Genomic DNA, 18,275 nt, shown 5'->3' with positions numbered 1-18,275 from the left:
TGCGTTTCAGAGTTGTGTAGGCGAGCGGCAAAAACGTCAGTAAAGCCGTGTCGTTAGTGATGAGCATTGAGCTGAAAAAAGTGATATAGACGAGCACCAGCACCGTTGTGCGGGTATTTTTGCAACGTTTGACAATCTGTGCCGCCAGCAATTCGAAGAAGGCGATATTTTTAAAGGCACAGACGACTGCAAGCACGCAAAAAAGACAGGTGAGTGTTTTGAAATCGAAATAACCGAGATAGGCGCTGTCGGGTTTGACGAAAAAAGCCGAGATCACCGCCGTTAATACGGCGATCAGCATCATTGCGTTATTTTTGAGGAATTTTACAATCCAATGAGGTTTCTGATTTTGGGTTATGTCCATCTTTATATCGATTCTCCACATTTTTAAAAAAGAAGCGTAAAAGCAGCAGGTGAATGAAGAATCTGCTTGCTGCATTTTAACATTTATTCACTCAAAGTCAATATCGGATTACATATTTATGGGGTGAAAGCGCGGACATCTCCTCATAATTGACCATCAGATTCATCAATTCGTGGGCGTGTTCCTGATAAAAGCCGGTGTTTTGCGCGCAGGGTTCCGTGAAACGGGAATCGTAACCGTTATCGAGTTCCCTGCGGCTGTCGTAAAACGCGAACGGAACGGGCTCAGCGCTGTGTGTGGTGGTGGAGACCAGCGTCGGGTGGTCGGGCATCAGTAAGACACCGAACGGCTCGCCGCAGAACTTGAGATAATCCATGACCGGATTAACGATTTTTTGATCGATCTGCTCAATCGACCAGACCTTTTCTGCCGGTTGACCGTGATGGCCGCACTCGTCCGGGGCTTCGACATGGATATAGACGAAATCGTCGGTTTTTAAAGCTTCTATTGCGGCGCGGCCTTTGGCGGCGAAATCGGTGGAATTGTCACCGGTCACGCCCGGTACTTGAAGCACCCGCAGTCCTGCGCATTTACCCATGCCCTGGATCAGATCGACCGCCGAGATGATGCTGCCTTGAAGGCCGAATTTTTCCTTGAAATCGGTCATTTGGGGCTTTCTGCCCTCGCCCCAGAGCCAAACCGCCGAGACCGGCTTTTTGCCCTCTTTGACACGACGGATGTTGGCCGGATGCTTCGGAAGCTCAAAAAAAGAATATTCCATGATCTCACGCAATAAATCGCTGTTTACACCTTTAGGGAGATATTTTCCTACCTTTTGACCGTGGATGTCATGCGGTGCAAATGTCTTAGCACCTGTTTCGGCATTTCGAAGCACAAGGCAGTGACGATAACGGATTCCTGCGAAAAGTTCTGCTTTATCGGAAAAGTGACGCGCAATAGACTCGATGATGGTGTGGGAGTCCTCATTTTCAATCTCCCCTGCACTGTAATCCAGCATCACGGTGTCTTCGAGCTTTGCGGCTTTTGAGAGCGTAACCGTGTTGCAACGGTAGGTGACGTCTTCGGGAGAGAGGTCAATGCCCATATTGACGGCTTCAAGCGGAGAGCGCCCCGAATAATAGATTTTCGGGTCATAGCCGAATACCGAAAGGTTGGCGGTATCGCTGCCTGCTTCCATGCCGTCGGGGATGGTTTTTGCCATGCCGAAAATGCCCTTTCGGGCAAGTTCATCCATTGCGGGGTGTTTTGCCGCTTCAAGAGGTGTGCGGTTTGATAGCTCCGGTACGGCGATATCGGCCATGCCGTCGCCTAAAAATACAACATATTTCATTTTGACAACCAGCTTTATAAATTATTTCAGCCAGTCGATCACCTTTTGCTTCATCTCGGACCGGCTGATGGTTTGATCGAATCGAACGGGCAATTCCCGGATTTCTTTTAACCGCTTGGGGGCGGAAAGTCCGGTGAACTGCTCCAGCGTGTCAACGGCTCCAAAGCCGCTTTTGGGCGGTGTTTGCCCGAGCGCGCGCAGAATGGCGGGGGCGAACTTAAACGGGGAAGCGGTGGAGAGCACCGCGGTCGTAGTTCGGTCGCCCTGCGTTGTTCGATATTGCCGGTAAGCGTTGAGACCCACGGCGGTATGCGTGTCGCAGAGATAGGACTTTTCGTTCCAGATCTCGGCAATGCAGGACTCTGTGGCATTCTCGACACTGTAATATGCACAAAAACCCTCGTTGTGCAGTTTGGCAAGCAGCTCTTTTCCGATTTCGTAACGTCCTGTTACTTTCAACTGATCCATAAATCCGTTTACTTTTACATTGTCATTGCAGAGCATGAACAGCAGACGCTCGAGGTTGGAGGAGATCAGAATATCCATCGAGGGTGAGTCGGTCCGGTAAAACGGTCGGTTTTTATCGTAAACACCGGTGTTGATAAAATCGGTGAGAATGTTGTTTTTATTGGAGGCGCAGATAAGTTTGTTGATCGGCAGGCCGCTCTTTTTGGCATAATAACCGGCTAAAATATCGCCGAAGTTGCCGGTCGGCACGCAGAAATTGACGGGTTCACCCGGTTGGATAGCTTTATTATTTAATAAACGGGAATAGGTGTAATAGTAATAAACGATTTGCGGGGCAAGGCGTCCCCAGTTGATGGAATTGGCACTGGAAAGCAGAATACCTTTACGAGAAAACTCCTCTTCCAAGGCCTTGTCGGAGAAAATTTCCTTGACCCCATTTTGCGTGTCGTCGAAATTGCCCCTGACGGCAAGCACATTGACGTTATCACCTTTTTGTGTTGCCATCTGGAGACGTTGGATTTCGCTGGTGCCGCCATTGGGATAAAACACGCAGATGCAAGTGCCGGGGACGTTTGCATAACCCTCCATCGCGGCTTTTCCGGTATCACCCGAGGTGGCAGTGAGAATGGCAATCTTTTTATTAGTTGCGCACTTTTTCGCTGCGGAGGCCAGCAGATGGGGCAACATTTGCAGAGCGAAATCCTTGAAAGCGCAGGTAGGGCCGTGAAAGAGTTCCAGCGTATAAAGATTGTCGCCGAGGTCATGCAGAGGCGCGGGATCAGCGGTATCAAAATTATCCCCGTAGGCCTTTTGGATATAGGACGAAAGTTCATCCGCGGAAAATCCGGGCAGAAACTTTTGCAGCACTGTTAAAGCGCAGGCGCGGTAATCCATTTCGCTCATTGCTGTGACCTCGGCAAGCGAAAACGACGGAAGCGAAGTAGGAACAAACAAACCGCCGTCCGGCGCGAGACCGGATAAGATCGCGACTGCTGCGCTCACATTTAATTTCTTATCTCTTGTGCTGCAAAATTCCATAATGATTCACTCCTTGACTTTAATCAATCGGTTTTTTCCATAAAACAGACCGTGAACGGCAGGTGATTGAATGTACGCGTTTCGGTCTGGATGAATCCGTATTCGAGATACCAGTTTTTCAAAACAGTGTGTTTGTCAATGATGCGGATGAGTAACCTTTTACCGCCGAGCACTTTAGTTCGGACACAAATATAGTCAATCAGTAATTTGCCGTAACCCATATGACGGTATTCGGGCAGAACAGCCAGGTGTCTCATCGTAAACACCCTTTCAATCGGATCATTTTCATTGAGCGGTCTATTCGCGAGTGACACAAAGCCGATGATTTGATCTGCTTTATAAAGCCCGTACATCTCGTCGCCGTGCGCAGATTCGCTTTCTAGTCGGTCTACACCAAAAAAAGCACAATGGGTTGGTACAGTTTCTTTTGTAAGACCGAATTGTTTTGCAACAGTTAAAAAACTTGTATTGATAACTTTGATGCAAGCGTCGAATTGTTGGCTTGTAATGAGCCGAATATCTGCTTTGGGAAGCTCAATCCAATACCTTTGAAAAGATACGCCGTCTTTTAAGACTTCGTTTTCCAGTACACCGCCGTTTTTGATCATGGTTTTGGCGGAGCCGATGTTGGTTTTGACGCAGGTTATCAGCACGCGCTCAAGCCCCAGTTCCCTGCACTTTTGCAGTGCAAGCGAAAGCATTTCGGCAGCGTAGCCCTTTCTGCGCTCCGAGGGGCGGATTTCGTAGCCGATGTGACCGGCGTAATTGAACAAATACTCATTCAGTTTATGACGGATTTGAATGGTTCCGATCATGCGGTCGCCGTCAAAAGCGAAATACTCGGTGGCAGGAACGAGCGCGTTGGTTTCATATTTGATCGTCAGATCGGATTCAATTCTTTTAATCCAATCGGCGTAGTTATCGGCGTGGTCGAGTCCTGCGTCGCCGTTGATTTCGACTTCTCCTGCGTCGAAGCACTCCTGACGGTAATCGAGCGCTTTTTGCTCCATTTGGAGAGTCGGGAACACCAATTTTAGTCTGCCCTTGATGATGCCGTCTTTTTTGGGGATTTCAATCCAATAGCGCTGAACAACAGCGCCGTCTTCCAATGTGACCTCATTTTCGAGAACACCGCCGTTTTTTTGAATGGTTTTTGCCGAGCCGTAGTTATCGTTGTCGCAAGAGACAAGCACTTTTTCAAGACCCAGTTCCCTGCACTTTTCAAGCGCCAATGCGAGCATTTCGGTTGCATAACCCTTTTTGCGTTGGGTGGGTCGAATATGATAGCCGATGTTTCCGTTACATTTCAATAATTCCTCGTTCAACCGGTGACGGATTTGAATGACGCCTACCAATTTTTCACCGTCGAAGGCAAAATATAGGGATGCGGGGACATAAGGATTGCTATCGTTCATCAGGTCGTCGTTGATTTTTGCAATCCAACCGGCATAACTCTCGGCGTGATCGAGCCCGCCGTCGCCTTGGATCTCGGTTTCGCCGTTATCAAAACACTCCTGACGAAATGCCAATGCTTGTGACTCCATTTCGAGGGTGGGGAATATCAGTTTTAATCTGTTCATATTTTTATCTTCCGTTTCTGCTTATTTTTGTATTACGCGTTATGTTATATTCCGCTATGAATTTCTTCGGGAAAAATTCGTACACCCCGATGCTTTCAATTTTAGCGACGAAAGGCGAGAAAGCTTGTGAAACAATCGGAATTGCTGCTTGAATATGATCCGGATTATCCATGAGAATCGTGGCATGTGCTACCCAATTATGACTGCCGTTTACTGTCCCGCTTGGTACTAAGTCGCTGTAAAGTTTCAACAATTCCATATTTATTGAGGGAGCCAGAAACAAAACTTTTAATCCAAACAAGCCGTTATAGTTGAGAGCAATGTCAAAGGGTTTTGTCAGTTGACAAACGACTTGCGTGCGTTCCAAAACCTGCGTTTCAAGCCCCAAATCAAAGCTTCCAAAAGTGAAATGATAAGGGATATCTTTTGTCTGTTCGCCGATGAAACCCGATTGAACGAGCTTATCGTAAATTCCGGTCAGCTTTTTGTTTTGTGTTATTATCAAATTGTGCGATCAGATATATACGCTTATCATCCATGACGGGTCTCCTTTGTGTTACCTAAAATTTCAAAGCTGATATTTCATGATTCGGAATTGAGTTTTAATTCCATACGCATATAACGTTCTTGCAAGCCCATGGACTTGTAAAATACGATCGCTTCGGTGTTAAAACACCAGACGCTCAGTTCTATGCTGCGACAATTCTTTTCTTGCGCGGTTGCTTTACAACGCTCGAATAACATTCGCCCGATACCCGTACGGCGGTGTTTTATAAGAACGCAAATGTCCTCAATGCAAAACCGGTCGAAATCGATAAACACGGGATGGTTTCGGACGCGGTCGATCTTCACAAACGCATATCCGACGACCTCACCGGCTTCGCTTTCGGCAATGTAGGTAAAATAATCGGGCTTATTTAATAATTCCAAAAAAGCCTCGGGCGTAAAGAATTTGGGCTCGGTTTTTAGCAAATCGGGGCAGCTGTTATGGTGCAGGTCGGTTATCTCCTTTTGCAGAGGGCGGATTTTTTCGCAATCTTCGAGGACGGATGAACGGATGGTGATTTTCATTTGAATTCCTCCTGAGTAAAATAAAAAACGGCGCAAGCTTTTATACTTTGCTTACACCGCTGTTGGTTCGAAAAATGATCTTCTATTTTTCCGAAGTTGATAACAGAGGGATAAGCACGGCGGTAGTGGTAGTAGTACCATACACGTCATGCGTACCGGTGGTAGTCATTGTCGTATAGAAATTCGCTTTGAACAACGTCATAACCGATACCCTCCCGTGAAAAAATTTTACCGAGTATAACACAAGTCATAACAATTTGTCAACCCTTATTTTTGAAATTCTGAAAACACCTCCGATCTCATTGAAAATTTGGCTAAAATGTGGTAATATCGAATTGAATATTTTGGTTTTGTTATTCGCAGACCGAAGCAACGGAGAAAGCATGAATAGAAAAGAAAAATTTGAAAATTTATTGCTCTCTAAAAAAGGAGTCATGGTCGACTTCATGGCAGCGCCGAAAGTCGAACGCAGGTTGAGACAATATTACGGCGCTGCAACCGAAAAAGAGCTTTTGGATGATGTAGGAAGCGATTTTTTCTATCTTCCGACACGCGACATCTCACAAAACGAGGGGTATTTCCGGTGTTGGAAAAAGCAAATCGATGTTACACAACAGGAACGAATTTGCCCGTTCGGCATCCGGTGGAGACGATCGGCTTATGATTCCAAATTTGCGGTGGATGAGGCGATTGAAGCCCCACTAAAAAACGCTCAAACCACACAGGATATTTTACGGCATCCTTTCCCGACGCGCGATGATTTTGATTTCGCTCCGCTGGTTAAAGAAGCAGAGGATAACCAAAACCGCGTGATTATCGGCGGGCTCTGGACCGGCATCATGGGTGACTGCTACCGCATGTACGGATTCGAGCGGTTTTTGACCGATATTGCTTTGGAACCGGAGAGAATCCACGCTCTGGTGGACAAAATGACCGAAGTCTATTTGGAATTAAACGATGCCTACTTTAACACGCTGAAAGGCAAAATGGACGTTTGGTTTTTCGGTAATGACTTCGGAAGTCAAATGGGGCTGTTGTTAGGCGAGGAGATGTGGGCTGAATTCTTTTTTGAAAACATCAAAAAGTTATGTGGTCTCGCCAAATCCTACGGTTTGCATGTGATGATGCATTCCTGCGGCGGGATTAAGCCGCTGATCCCCTTCTTGATCAAAGCAGGTGTGGAAATACTGGATCCTATTCAGGTAACCGCGCGCGATATGGAGCCGGAGGGTTTGATTGCCGAATTTGGCGATCAATTGATCTTTCACGGCGCTGTGGACACCCAACATCTGCTGCCGAACGGTAAGCCCGGCGAAGTCACCATTGAATGCCGCCGCTTGATGGATTTGTTTAAAGAAAGCGGTTATATTTTTGCGGGAAGTCAAATTTTAAGCGCAGACATCCCGACCGAAAACATCGCGGCAATGTATCACTGTGCTAAACAAAAAACGGAGGAAATATGAATAATTACATCACAAAAGCATGGGATTGGAGCAAGAACACCGACAATGTGTGGCTTATCCCCTGTACGGAATCGGCTTATTTGGCGGAACGGTGGCAAGGGCTCGGGTTCAAAAGTTTTCTTGATCTCGGATGCGGGCTCGGGCGGCACTCGATTTACATGGCGACAAAAGGCTTTGACGTAAACGCGGTAGATCTCTCGGATTACGGGGTCAACCATCTGCGCGAATGGGCGAAAAAAGAGGGCTTGACCGTCAAAACCGCTGTTTCTAATATGCTCACACTGCCGTTTGAGGACAACAGTTTCGACTGTATCATGGCTTATAACGTTGTCTACCACACCGACGCAAACGGATTTACTGCCGTATTAGAGGAGATCAAGCGGGTGCTGAAACCCGGGGGTGAGTTGTTCTTAACGTTGATTTCGAAAAACACCTACAGTTTTCAAAACGCCGATCAATATAAAATGCTTGATGAAAACACCTTGCTGCGGAATGAGATTGAAGCCGGACAGGATATGCCGCATTTTTATGTCAATATTTTTGATGTCAGGCGGTTCTTTTCGAATTGGATCTTTGAACTGCCGCCGATTGAGAACGCTGAATATAAAGCGGACGATACGAATTATTACAGCAAACACTGGTCTTTACTGTTAAAATGTAAGAAGGTATAAAAAATTATATGATCGCACAAATCTTCGACGGGACGTTTCAAAACAGCACACTGAGTTTGATTCTCGCCTTTGCGGTGATCACGGCGCTTTATTATGTGACACCGAAAAAAAGGCGGCTCTATTTTCTGTTCTGCGCAAACGTCCTGTTTTATCTGTTGTGCGATTATAAGATGTTTGCGATTTTAGCCGCAGAGACGGTTTGGACGTTTTTATGCGGGGGATGGATGGGTCGGAATAAAAACCGCAAGGGTTGCTTGATTGCGGGAATTATCCCGGTCATTATGGCACTGTTCGGATTCAAGTATTTCGGATTTTTTTGTGAGAGTATCAATTCCGCTTTGACGGCTTTCGGCATCGGAACTACGGAAATGACGCTGAAACTATTGATTCCGCTGGGGATTTCGTATTACTCCTTCAGGATGATCGGTTATCTGATTGATGTATATAAGCAAAAATATGAACATGAGACAAACATTATCACCTATGCGGTGTTCACATCGTTTTTTGTGCACATCATCTCGGGGCCGATTGAACGATATGATCGTTTTCGAAAGTCCGTTTCCGAGGGATTGACTTTTCGGAGTGAGCTTGCGCAAAAGGGATTTCAACGGATTTTACTTGGTCTGTTTATGAAAGCCGTAATTGCCAATCGATTGTCGGGTTATGTGAACACAGTGTTCGACTCTCCCGGAACACATCCCTCGCTTGCGCTTTGGCTGGCGGCATTTTTTTATTCGGTTCAGCTTTACTGCGATTTTGCGGGGTATTCTGAGATTGCGGTCGGGTTTTCGAACTTGCTCGGGTTTGATACGATCGAAAATTTCCGGCGGCCCTATTTATCGATGAATATCCGGGATTTCTGGAGCCGGTGGCACATCTCGCTGTCATCGTGGCTGCGGGATTATCTCTATATCTCGCTGGGCGGAAACCATTGCTCGAAATTAAGACGAGCGTTAAATGTGATGGTCACTTTTTTAATCTGCGGCATGTGGCACGGCGCGGGTTGGAACTTTTTGTTTTGGGGCGGCTATCACGGCGTTTTGAACATACTAACGCCTAAGGAACGTGAAAAGAAACGCAGTTTTATTTATCAGCTGTTCTCCGTCCTGTTTACATTTGTGGTTGTGATGTTCGGGTGGATTTTCTTTAGATCTTCGTCTCTCGGTACGGCGTTTTTATATATCAAACGGATGTTTGTCGGGTTTGCTTTTGACAGAAATTCAATCATAAATTCGATCATGCCGTTCACCGGTGACAACACTTGCGTGGCATTTTTCCTGACTGTATGTCTGTTTATATTGATCTTCCTGATTTTCGAACTGCTCGAAGACAAACGGAGAAAACCGCAAAAATCCCTTACCCTTTCGGCCTGGCAGGTATTCTTCCTCGTAAGTGCCGTTTTGTTCGGCGTTTTCGGCGCTTCGAGCTTTATTTATGCGAACTTTTAAGGAGGCAGACAATTCATGAAAAGAATTTTATATGTTGTGCTTGCCTCTTTGGTTCTCATCTGCGCTTTTGTACCGGTGAAAAAGTTCAGTTTAAGCCATAGAATGGATAACGCCGAATTCGGTATGAGCCGACTGATTTCGGACGGGGAAATCGACCGTCTTTTTATCGGTTCCTCGATTTTCAGACAAGGACTTGACGTCAATATCATCGGAGCAAATACGAGCCGTTCGGTATATTTATTATCATATAACGGGAATCAACCGTGTCTTGAAGCTTCCGAATTAAGATATCTGATCGAGCGCGGAGTGAATATCAAGGAACTCTATGTCGATATGTATGCTTACACACTTGCCACGGAAGTTTCATTAAGTGATGACCGATTGGTCTTGGATACCGATTTTAAATATATGGCCGAACTTTACAAAATGCTTTCCGAAAAGGGAAAAGCGGGGATTAAAGAATTATTCGAAATGGCTGTCACAGCCAATAACGAGTTGTTTTTGACCTGGCCGCTTTCTTATCCCCTTGTCAATTCGCGTTATCGAAACGGGAGCAGCACCGCCGGGAATGTGGGTAAAACCGCTGAAATCCTCAATTCACTGCCAATCTACACCCGTTTTTTTAATCTTAATTTCGAACAAGTTACAAGTCTTTTTGAAATTATCCAACTTTGCCGAGAAAATAACATCAAGCTGGTTTTCGTGGAAGCGCCGAAGTATTTAAAAATAGTTAAAAATAAGACTTATCGAGTTATAATGAAGGAATATATGACGCTGCTTGCTGCGGAAAATGTGCAAATGATCGTTACAGATCAGACCTTTTCAACTTATCTTGAAATGAAAGATACGAAATTATCATTAATAAAGACATATGAGTTTGACAGCAGCAACGCGACCTATTTTCAGGATTTGATTCATCTTTCCACTGCAGGAAGAGAAGCTTTTTCGGCTGCTTTATCTGAGTTGATTGAAAAATAATCTTTTTGACTTTCATAGTATGGCGTCAAGTTATGTTTTACCCTTCTCATGCTTTTGACCGGGAGAATTCACAAGGTAATGCCCGGGCCGATTTTTTGATGTACAGAAGAATGAGTTAAAAAGTAAAAAGAAAATGATTGGAGATAAGATAAATGAACATCAGCCATGTGATCAATATCGGGCTGTGCATAGGGTGCATGGCGTGCATATCGGCCTGCCCGAATGGGGCCATTGTAATTGAAAACGGGAAAATGGGCTTCCCTGTTCCGAAAATCAATAAACAATGCAAGGACTGCGGTTCGTGTCTGCACGAATGTCCGATGAATGCAGAGAGCGAAGATGATTAGAATTCGAAGAGCAAATCCGGAGGACGTTTTGCCTGCGCTGGAACTGGGAAGGCGTGTTTTTACGGAGTTCGAAGCACCGCTTTATACTGAGGATGCAATCCCAAAATTTATCGGCGGATGCGTGAAAAATGAGGGGTATATCACCAACTATACCTTACAAAAGCATATGATGTTTATCGCTGTTGATGAGGTAGAGAATGGCGGCGGAGATAAAATCGTCGGGGTGATTTCCGAGCGCGGCGAAGGCAGGATTTCCATGCTGTTTGTGGATGGGGTTTATCAAAGACAAGGAATTGCCACGGCTTTGATGGACGCTGTAATCGCAGATTTGACGAGAGCGGGCATCAGACGCGTTACGCTCGAGGCCTCCCCTGTTGGTATGCCGTTTTATCAAAAATACGGTTTTACCGCTTCGGACAAAGAACAAAATATCGGTGGGTTCATTTTCACGCCAATGTACTTTGATCCGATTCTGTTCTCGGGGTCAGAGCAACTGCGGGTCAAGAGAAAAACGTTGAATCTAACTAATTGGAAGCGGGTCACCAAATCGTCGAGCGCCTATATGCCGCTGGATTTTCCGAAGTTAAAAGGAATGGCAGGATTATTTGAAATTCGCGAAGTCACCGCTCCGTTGATTGTGACGTTATTGAGCAAAAGAACAATAATGGCGGATCGGAGTTTTAACTGGATGCAGATCGGGCCGGAAAATGAAAACTGGTGGCTGACCGTCCAATTCGACGCCGAGGACCAACCGATTCAGTATTATTTCGATATCACCAAAGATAACACGATTTGCGGAGAAGAGTCCTTTTATTTTGATTTGTTTATCGATGTCGTACTGCTGCCTGACGGCAGGATTATGACGCTTGACGCGGATGAGCTCGAGCAAGCGTATTCTGAGGGTTTGGTCGGCGAGGACGATTGTCGATTGGCAGTGAGCACCGCTGAAAAAATTGCTGCCGCCCTGCCCCGGGAACGCTTTCGCTTGGTAAAATTTTGTGATAAAATATTCACAGAGTTGAAGAACTGTTTAAAGGATGATTTACGAGAGGAACCCGAATGAAAAAATTAATTTTAATTCTCGGGCCGAACGGCGTCGGGAAATCGACCGCGAGCGCCGCGTTTTTGAAAGTTCTGCCCCATTCCGCATATATAGACAGCGACTCCTTGCGCATGATGAACCCGGCGCGCGGCGAAGAAGTGATTGCCGTTCAGAAACAGAATATCCTAGCGCTGATGCGTAATTATTTCAAAACTTCTTTTGTGGAGTATGTCATTTTTCCTTACGGGTACCATGCGCACCGAAAGAAAATGCTCGAGGATATGCTTGGAGAACTAAAAGCGGAATTCGAGTTTGAAGTGATAACGATTCTGCTAACCTGTTGTGAGAGCGAAAATATCCGGCGGATGAAAAACGACGGGCGCAATGAAGAGCGTATTGTCTATTCCATGGAAAACACCAGAACCATTTTCGATGGTTTGGACTACCCGAAAATCGGTACCACCGATCTCACGCCGGAACAGACCGCCGAACGGATGTTAAAAATCATTAAGGAGACATGAACATGGGCATCACGATTTCTTATTTGCAAGAATACATCAAATCCAAAGATTTTCATCCGGAGCAGAAAGAGAAGTATTTTATGAAGCTGGCGGAGGAGATCGGCGAGCTCGCCCGCGCCATGCGTAAAGACCTTCGACCCGAACAGGAAGGTAAAGTAAAAGAGACCGTGGAAGAAGAACTCTGGGATGTAGTGTATTATATACTGGCGATTGCAAACACCTATGACATCAACCTTGAAAAGGTGATTCCGATTAAGGAAAAAATAAACAACAAAAAATACGGAAACTCAATCAAATTTGAGGGTGAGTGAAATGACGGTTGTTTTGGAAGAATATCACAGTCGGTTTCGTGAGGAAACGATTGAGCGGATCATCCGCTTTTTCGGATACCACTGCGAACTGCGGGGCAAAAAGCCGATTTCGGATGAGAAGAATCATGAAAACGCCGCTGTAAACCTATCGAGCTGGACTTCGGACGGTCACGAGCTGTATGTGATTGAATACAATGAACGATCTGTTGGATTTTTACATATCGGGTATCGCGGCGGGAATGTGGCGTGGATTGAGGACATCTTCGTCGACGAGACCATGCGCCGAAAAGGCATTGCAACCGAAGCGATTAAACTTGCCGAAGAACTTATCAAAAGCAAACCTGGTTATGACGCGGTTTGTCTGGAAGTGGTTCCGCGCAATCTGGACGCGATGCGGTTATATCATAAATTGGGTTATGATTCGCTCAATATGATCACTGTCCGAAAAGAGCTATATGACAACAATCGCGACAAAAAAATTGCTCTGTTCGGATTGGACTATAAATATTAATCTTGAAAGGATGTTTTATTATTGATTCTCTCCGCATCGAGGAGAACGGATATTCCCTGCTTTTACGGCGAGTGGTTTATGAACCGGATTCGCGCGGGGTCTGTTTTGACCCGAAATCCGATGAATCACGCGCAGCTTTCGCGTGTTCCGCTGATCCCAAATATCGTCGATTGCATCGTCTTTTGGACAAAAGACCCCGCAAGCTTTTTACCTTTCCTAGATGAATTGGACGGAATGGGATATCGGTATTATTTTCAATTCACGCTGACGCCGTATGACCAGACCATTGAACCGGGATTGCGGGATAAATCATCTGTGGAAGATACTTTTATAAAACTTTCAAAGCGAATCGGGAAAGACCGCATAGTTTGGCGATATGACCCGATTATTTTGAATGATGTGCTTGATTTGGCTTTTCACAAGAGTGAATTCAAGAGAATGTGTGAAAAGCTAACCGGCTTTACGGATACTGTGACGGTCAGTTTTGTGGATTTATATGCGAAGCTGAAAACGCCACTCGTACGGGCGATTACCGCCGGTGAAATAGCCGAATTGTCGGGAAATATTACAGAAACCGCTAGGGCATACGGGCTTCGGCCGGTCGCCTGCTGCGAAAATGATTTGAACAAATACAGAATTGAAAGAGCAAGCTGCATTGATCTTGAAAGAATTGAAAAAATCTGCGGCTGCAAGCTCGATTTGAAATCCGATAAAAATCAAAGACCGAGCTGCGGATGTGTTGAAAGCGTCGACATCGGCGCGTATAATACCTGTATGAACGGGTGCATTTACTGCTACGCCAACGACAATCCCCTGACCACTCGGCGCAGGTTCGACGCGCACGACCCGAATAACGAGATTCTGGTCGGAAAGCTGACCGGGGATGAAAAGATCACGGAACGAGCCGTCCGGTCGAACAAAATTCAATGAGGAAATAAGTTATGCTCGATAAGTCACTGCCGAAAATCAGCGTGCTGATGGTCAAACCGGATGTACATACCTATCCGCATTTTGAGCTGCCGGAGGGGTTTACTTTTTCCGGCTATCGTCTGGGTATGGAGGAGGATTGGGCGCGGATTCAATACGGGGTTTTTCAGATGGACACCCTCGAACAGGCCCGCGCGGTCTTTGCACGTGATTTTTTATCTTGCCCGGAGTTGTTGAAAAAACAATGTTTATTTGCGATTGCAACCGACGGCAAAGCAGCGGCGACGGCTTCACTTTGGCCCGGAAAGGATTTCGGGGAGACCCATTGGCGGATTCACCGGGTCGCTTGTCTGCCTGAATATCAGGGATATGGGTTGATGAAGGCACTGCTCAGCAAGCTTCTTGACATCTACAACGAGATTAATAACGACGGATTTTTATATCTGACGACCAAGACGCACAGCTACAAGGCAATTAACATTTATAAAAAGATGGGTTTTGAGCCGTATTTAGGTGAAAAACCCGAGGGCTGGCCGGTTGAGAATTACGAAGTTGCGAATCCGACAGCATGGAAAATGATTGACGAGCGCATTAAAGCGTACCAATCGGGTGAAAAGGTGTTCAGCATCCGTGACGCTACGGAGGCCGATGCGCGGGCTTTTGCATATATTATCTGTGAGTCGTGGAAAGCGGCTTATGTCGATATCATCTCACCCGAGGAAATGGCGGCAAGGGCCGATATCGAAAAACGCACCGTTAAGTTTCAATCAATTCTTTCTGAACGGAAAGGACAGTATTACCTCGCGTTTAACGGCGAGACACCCTGTGGTTTATGTACATCCAGATCCAGTCGTGATGCAGATTTGCCGGATTTCGGAGAGGTGGTTTCGCTTTATACGCTGAAGGAATATTGGAGTACCGGCGTCGGTAAGATGTTGATGGATACGGCGTTGGCGGAGTTGAAACGACTCGGTTATAAAAAGGTGCTTTTGTGGGCGTTTGAACAAAATGCCCGCGCGCGGCGATTTTATGAAAAGTACGGATTTGTCTTCGACTGCACTTATAAAGACAGTGATTTTGCTGATAAAGAGGCAACGCGCGAGGTGCGGTATCGGATTGACCTTACCTGATGGGAGGGCTGACATATCGAACAAAAATATCAGATCGGAACGCCAAGTGGACGTATTTTCTGGGACATCGCAGCCCTGCTTGCGGATGCCGAACAATTTGAGCTGATTGAGGTTTCGGTCGACGAACTGGCTGCCTGCAACCGTTTTTGCGGCAACAAAGAGTATGCAATGACAACCGATTTGTCGCAGCCGCTGATTTTAGTGCAACTGTATGCCGGAAAAGAAAAGTTGATTGACGGAAATCACCGACTTTATAAAGCAAAGCAACTCGGCATCAAAACGCTCTCAGCTTATTACCTGACACCGGAGCAGCATCAAAAATATATCATTACTTTTGAGCGGGAACTATATAATAAAATCGTTGCAGAATTTTAATCCGGTTTTGAAAAATATGTAATCACCCGATTGTTATTTGCAGATTAGTATGGATGTGTTATACTTGAAAAGTTGAAGTTTGTCGTTTTGTGAGGTATTATTATGTGCGATTACGACCGCGAGAAAATTGAAAAGCTGCGCCTGCCGGCGATTGATCCGTATATCAGTTACGAGGATATTTATATCAACTTTTACCGCAGATTTGCCGAGAATAATTCGTTGATGCATTTTGAAAAACGGTATGGAGATGCGTACTTATACGCGTTTTCCAACGCGGCACCGTCGATTGACGACGGCGAGCTGATTGTAGGAAAAAGCAACCGAAAACTCACACCTGAAGAGCAGACCGAGTGGGATTTGTTGAAAAAGTATACCGTTCCGATGATTGCATTGCAGCGGGGGCAGGATTCGCACATGACCGTCGATTATGAATTGCTTCTCGGTAAAGGGATTTCCGGAGTAACGGAAATTGTTCGAAATAAGCGGGCGGCGTTTGACCTTTCAAAAGCAGAAGATATTAAAAAGGATCTGTTTTACGAGACGTGCGAGCAATGTCTGAAAACTGTGGTGGTGTTTTCGAACCGGTATGCGGATGAAGCGGAGAAGCAAGCCGAAAATTGTAAAGATGAAAAACGCCGTAAAGAGCTTATAAAGATTGCACGGATTTGCCGAAAAGTACCCGAATATCCTGCCGAGACGTTTTATGAGGCCGTGCAGTCGGTGCACTTTTTGACCTACTGTCTGTCGGCAAATCCGCTGCGCTTACATATCCAGCAATTTCAACTCGGACGGCCTGACCGCTATTTATGGCGGTTTTTTGAAAATGACCTGAAAGCCGGAGTAATTACGCCGTATGAAGCGCAGACCCTGTTGGATTGCCTTGCGATTCAGATCAACCGCCGTGTTGTCCACGGACTCTCGAGCGGTTACATGGTCGGAGGACGGGATGAAAACGGCAAGGTAGTCTCGAACGAGCTGACTAAAATGGGCATGCGCGTGATCGAGCAATGCCGATTGGTTTACCCATCGGTCGGGTTGTGCTGCTGCACCGATACTCCGAAAGAAGACATCGAATTGACTTACGATATTTTAAAACAGGGCTTTTCGCACCCGGCGATTTTTAACGACGAAGTGATTACGAAAGGACTGCGTGAGTATGGGCTTCCCGCCAAGGAGGCGTGTTCGTATATTCACAGCACCTGCGTCGAGATCACGCCAATTGCTTCGTCGAACGTGTGGGTGGCGAGTCCTTATACCAATTTAGTGCAAAAGCTGCTGGATGTGCTCGACCGGGAATATGATTCCATGGAAGCGCTGATGGAAACGTATTTTGACCATCTGAGAGAGTCGATCAATGCAAATTTCGAAACGGAGTTGAGCTGCCGGGTGGCACGGGAGAAAAGCGGGTTTATCCCCCTGCTTTCCTGTTTTATCAACGACTGCCTTGACAGAGGCCTTGATATCGACCGGGGAGGCGCGCGCTACAACTGGATTATGCCGACTTTTGTCGGGATGGCAAATATTGCGGATTCGCTGTATGCCATTCAAAAAATGATTTTTGAGAACAAGGAATACACCTTTGCGAAGTTGAAACAGATGCTGGACAGCAATTTTGAGGGCTGTGAACCTCAGCGTTTGCAGTTATTGAACTGCGTTGAAAAATACGGCAACGACTGCGATGCTGTGGACAGATATTCCGGAATCATTTCAGGCTTCATCAACACGGAATGTCGGAAATATACCCCCTGCTATTCCAACGCGCGGCTGATTCCGAGTTTGTTTTGTTGGATTATGCACGACCGTTTCGGGCGTGAAACCGGCGCATCTCCCGACGGCAGGCCGGCGTTTTTCCCGCTTTCCGACGGCTCCGGGCCTGCACAAGGACGCGAATGTAAGGGCCCGACTGCTTCGGTGCTTTCGAGTACCAAATGGGATCACACGCCTTTTATCGGCGGGATTGCGGTCAACCTGAAATTCAATAAGACGATGTTCGATGACGAGTCCAAACAAAAGCTGACGGCGCTTGTCGAGACCTATTTATCGCGCGGCGGATTTGAGCTTCAGATCAATGTGACCGACAAAAAGACACTCCAAAAAGCCCGGGAAAACCCGGAACTCTATCAAGATCTTGTCGTGCGCATCGGCGGATACAGCGACTATTTTGTTAAGCTCCCGCCGACCATGCAGGAAGAAGTTATGCTGCGAACCGAGCACGAGATTTAATGATGGTTGGGACAATTTACAATATCCAGCGGTTTTCTTTGCACGACGGTCCGGGTATTCGGACGACCGTCTTTTTCAAGGGCTGCCCGCTGGACTGCGTCTGGTGTCATAACCCGGAGTCAAAAGAGCAGAAACCTGAGATATCGTTTTATACAGAAAAGTGCATCAAATGCGGTTACTGCGTTTCGGTATGTCCGCAAAATTGCCATACTTTAATTGAAAATCAACATGTTTTAAATCGAATAAACTGTGCAAGATGCGGACTTTGTACGCAAAGATGTTTTGCCAAAGCGCTGGTAATGATCGGCTATCGAATTACGGCGGACAAGGTTGTTGCACAGGCAGCGGCAGACAGAGCGTTTTATGAAAAATCCGGCGGCGGACTTACTCTCTCCGGTGGAGAGCCGATAGCGCAGCCGGAATTCGCGCTTGAGATTGTGCAAAAATCCAAAGAAG

At 46.3% G+C, this 18,275-nt stretch carries 19 protein-coding genes; 13 read left to right on the top strand and 6 right to left on the bottom strand.

From position 1 onward, the window contains the following. The 6 genes from PKH29_09845 to PKH29_09820 all read right to left on the bottom strand — a co-directional run. Nucleotides 1-364 (bottom strand): citrate transporter (locus tag PKH29_09845; GenBank protein HNX15135.1); only part of this gene is annotated, 364 nt, incomplete at its 3' end. 97 nt (nucleotides 365-461) lie between these two features. Beyond that, a complete protein-coding gene (locus tag PKH29_09840; GenBank protein HNX15134.1) occupies nucleotides 462-1,715 on the bottom strand; it encodes a cofactor-independent phosphoglycerate mutase in 1,254 nt (417 codons plus the stop codon). A gap of 21 nt (nucleotides 1,716-1,736) precedes the next feature. Then, entirely contained in the window at nucleotides 1,737-3,221 is a 1,485-nt protein-coding gene (gene thrC, locus PKH29_09835) for a threonine synthase (protein ID HNX15133.1), read from the bottom strand. 23 nt (nucleotides 3,222-3,244) lie between these two features. After that, a complete protein-coding gene (locus PKH29_09830; GenBank protein HNX15132.1) occupies nucleotides 3,245-4,801 on the bottom strand; it encodes a GNAT family N-acetyltransferase in 1,557 nt (518 codons plus the stop codon). A gap of 4 nt (nucleotides 4,802-4,805) precedes the next feature. Continuing rightward, entirely contained in the window at nucleotides 4,806-5,306 is a 501-nt protein-coding gene (locus PKH29_09825) for a 2'-5' RNA ligase (GenBank protein ID HNX15131.1), read from the bottom strand. A 77-nt stretch (nucleotides 5,307-5,383) separates the two neighbouring features. After that, nucleotides 5,384-5,872, bottom strand: a complete 489-nt coding sequence (locus PKH29_09820) for a GNAT family N-acetyltransferase (protein HNX15130.1) — start codon at nucleotides 5,870-5,872, stop codon at nucleotides 5,384-5,386. 383 nt (nucleotides 5,873-6,255) lie between these two features. On the opposite strand from PKH29_09820, the gene PKH29_09815 reads away from it, so the two are divergent. The 13 genes from PKH29_09815 (at nucleotide 6,256) to PKH29_09755 (ending at nucleotide 17,819) form a co-directional block, all read left to right on the top strand. Continuing rightward, nucleotides 6,256-7,335 (top strand): uroporphyrinogen decarboxylase family protein, encoded by a 1,080-nt coding sequence (locus tag PKH29_09815; GenBank protein ID HNX15129.1) that lies wholly within the window; start codon nucleotides 6,256-6,258, stop codon nucleotides 7,333-7,335. Then, complete coding sequence (locus tag PKH29_09810; GenBank protein HNX15128.1) at nucleotides 7,332-8,006, top strand: class I SAM-dependent methyltransferase; 675 nt, start codon at nucleotides 7,332-7,334, stop codon at nucleotides 8,004-8,006. Before PKH29_09815 ends, PKH29_09810 begins: the two co-directional genes overlap by 4 nt. 8 nt (nucleotides 8,007-8,014) lie before the next feature. After that, nucleotides 8,015-9,454 (top strand): MBOAT family O-acyltransferase, encoded by a 1,440-nt coding sequence (locus PKH29_09805; GenBank protein ID HNX15127.1) that lies wholly within the window; start codon nucleotides 8,015-8,017, stop codon nucleotides 9,452-9,454. A 15-nt stretch (nucleotides 9,455-9,469) separates the two neighbouring features. Then, nucleotides 9,470-10,432, top strand: a complete 963-nt coding sequence (locus PKH29_09800; protein HNX15126.1) for a hypothetical protein — start codon at nucleotides 9,470-9,472, stop codon at nucleotides 10,430-10,432. 152 nt (nucleotides 10,433-10,584) lie between these two features. Next, complete coding sequence (locus tag PKH29_09795; GenBank protein ID HNX15125.1) at nucleotides 10,585-10,779, top strand: 4Fe-4S binding protein; 195 nt, start codon at nucleotides 10,585-10,587, stop codon at nucleotides 10,777-10,779. Continuing rightward, a complete protein-coding gene (locus tag PKH29_09790; GenBank protein ID HNX15124.1) occupies nucleotides 10,772-11,842 on the top strand; it encodes a GNAT family N-acetyltransferase in 1,071 nt (356 codons plus the stop codon). The genes PKH29_09795 and PKH29_09790 overlap by 8 nt, the downstream gene beginning before the upstream one ends. After that, complete coding sequence (locus tag PKH29_09785) at nucleotides 11,839-12,342, top strand: hypothetical protein (protein ID HNX15123.1); 504 nt, start codon at nucleotides 11,839-11,841, stop codon at nucleotides 12,340-12,342. Before PKH29_09790 ends, PKH29_09785 begins: the two co-directional genes overlap by 4 nt. Nucleotides 12,343-12,344: 2 nt before the next feature. After that, nucleotides 12,345-12,653 (top strand): MazG nucleotide pyrophosphohydrolase domain-containing protein, encoded by a 309-nt coding sequence (locus tag PKH29_09780; protein HNX15122.1) that lies wholly within the window; start codon nucleotides 12,345-12,347, stop codon nucleotides 12,651-12,653. A 1-nt stretch (nucleotide 12,654) separates the two neighbouring features. Beyond that, nucleotides 12,655-13,164 carry a GNAT family N-acetyltransferase gene (locus tag PKH29_09775; GenBank protein ID HNX15121.1) on the top strand — a complete coding sequence of 170 codons (510 nt, stop codon included), beginning with the start codon at nucleotides 12,655-12,657 and terminating at the stop codon, nucleotides 13,162-13,164. 21 nt (nucleotides 13,165-13,185) lie between these two features. Beyond that, nucleotides 13,186-14,094 carry a DUF1848 domain-containing protein gene (locus PKH29_09770; protein HNX15120.1) on the top strand — a complete coding sequence of 303 codons (909 nt, stop codon included), beginning with the start codon at nucleotides 13,186-13,188 and terminating at the stop codon, nucleotides 14,092-14,094. An 11-nt stretch (nucleotides 14,095-14,105) separates the two neighbouring features. Beyond that, entirely contained in the window at nucleotides 14,106-15,221 is a 1,116-nt protein-coding gene (locus PKH29_09765; protein ID HNX15119.1) for a GNAT family N-acetyltransferase, read from the top strand. 168 nt (nucleotides 15,222-15,389) lie between these two features. Then, nucleotides 15,390-15,596 (top strand): ParB/Srx family N-terminal domain-containing protein, encoded by a 207-nt coding sequence (locus PKH29_09760; GenBank protein ID HNX15118.1) that lies wholly within the window; start codon nucleotides 15,390-15,392, stop codon nucleotides 15,594-15,596. 102 nt (nucleotides 15,597-15,698) lie between these two features. Beyond that, nucleotides 15,699-17,819 (top strand): pyruvate formate lyase family protein, encoded by a 2,121-nt coding sequence (locus tag PKH29_09755; GenBank protein ID HNX15117.1) that lies wholly within the window; start codon nucleotides 15,699-15,701, stop codon nucleotides 17,817-17,819. Nucleotides 17,820-18,275 lie beyond the last annotated feature (456 nt).

This window comes from Oscillospiraceae bacterium (assembly GCA_035353335.1).
Taxonomy (GTDB): domain Bacteria; phylum Bacillota; class Clostridia; order Oscillospirales; family JAKOTC01; genus DAOPZJ01.
The sequence above is the reverse complement of the archived record's forward strand: the minus strand, read 5'-3'. Positions and strand labels throughout refer to the sequence as shown.

What these genes read in the sequence shown, in the direction of transcription:
- PKH29_09810 (HNX15128.1), top strand. Translation starts at nt 7,332, where the DNA reads ATGAATAATTACATCACAAAAGCATGGGATTGGAGCAAGAACACCGAC.
- PKH29_09785 (HNX15123.1), top strand. Translation starts at nt 11,839, where the DNA reads ATGAAAAAATTAATTTTAATTCTCGGGCCGAACGGCGTCGGGAAATCG.
- PKH29_09780 (HNX15122.1), top strand. Translation starts at nt 12,345, where the DNA reads ATGGGCATCACGATTTCTTATTTGCAAGAATACATCAAATCCAAAGAT.
- PKH29_09760 (HNX15118.1), top strand. Translation starts at nt 15,390, where the DNA reads ATGACAACCGATTTGTCGCAGCCGCTGATTTTAGTGCAACTGTATGCC.
- PKH29_09805 (HNX15127.1), top strand. Translation starts at nt 8,015, where the DNA reads ATGATCGCACAAATCTTCGACGGGACGTTTCAAAACAGCACACTGAGT.
- PKH29_09765 (HNX15119.1), top strand. Translation starts at nt 14,106, where the DNA reads ATGCTCGATAAGTCACTGCCGAAAATCAGCGTGCTGATGGTCAAACCG.
- PKH29_09840 (HNX15134.1), bottom strand. Translation starts at nt 1,715, where the DNA reads ATGAAATATGTTGTATTTTTAGGCGACGGCATGGCCGATATCGCCGTA.
- PKH29_09775 (HNX15121.1), top strand. Translation starts at nt 12,655, where the DNA reads ATGACGGTTGTTTTGGAAGAATATCACAGTCGGTTTCGTGAGGAAACG.
- PKH29_09820 (HNX15130.1), bottom strand. Translation starts at nt 5,872, where the DNA reads ATGAAAATCACCATCCGTTCATCCGTCCTCGAAGATTGCGAAAAAATC.
- PKH29_09755 (HNX15117.1), top strand. Translation starts at nt 15,699, where the DNA reads ATGTGCGATTACGACCGCGAGAAAATTGAAAAGCTGCGCCTGCCGGCG.
- thrC (HNX15133.1), bottom strand. Translation starts at nt 3,221, where the DNA reads ATGGAATTTTGCAGCACAAGAGATAAGAAATTAAATGTGAGCGCAGCA.
- PKH29_09815 (HNX15129.1), top strand. Translation starts at nt 6,256, where the DNA reads ATGAATAGAAAAGAAAAATTTGAAAATTTATTGCTCTCTAAAAAAGGA.
- PKH29_09830 (HNX15132.1), bottom strand. Translation starts at nt 4,801, where the DNA reads ATGAACAGATTAAAACTGATATTCCCCACCCTCGAAATGGAGTCACAA.
- PKH29_09795 (HNX15125.1), top strand. Translation starts at nt 10,585, where the DNA reads ATGAACATCAGCCATGTGATCAATATCGGGCTGTGCATAGGGTGCATG.
- PKH29_09790 (HNX15124.1), top strand. Translation starts at nt 10,772, where the DNA reads ATGATTAGAATTCGAAGAGCAAATCCGGAGGACGTTTTGCCTGCGCTG.
- PKH29_09800 (HNX15126.1), top strand. Translation starts at nt 9,470, where the DNA reads ATGAAAAGAATTTTATATGTTGTGCTTGCCTCTTTGGTTCTCATCTGC.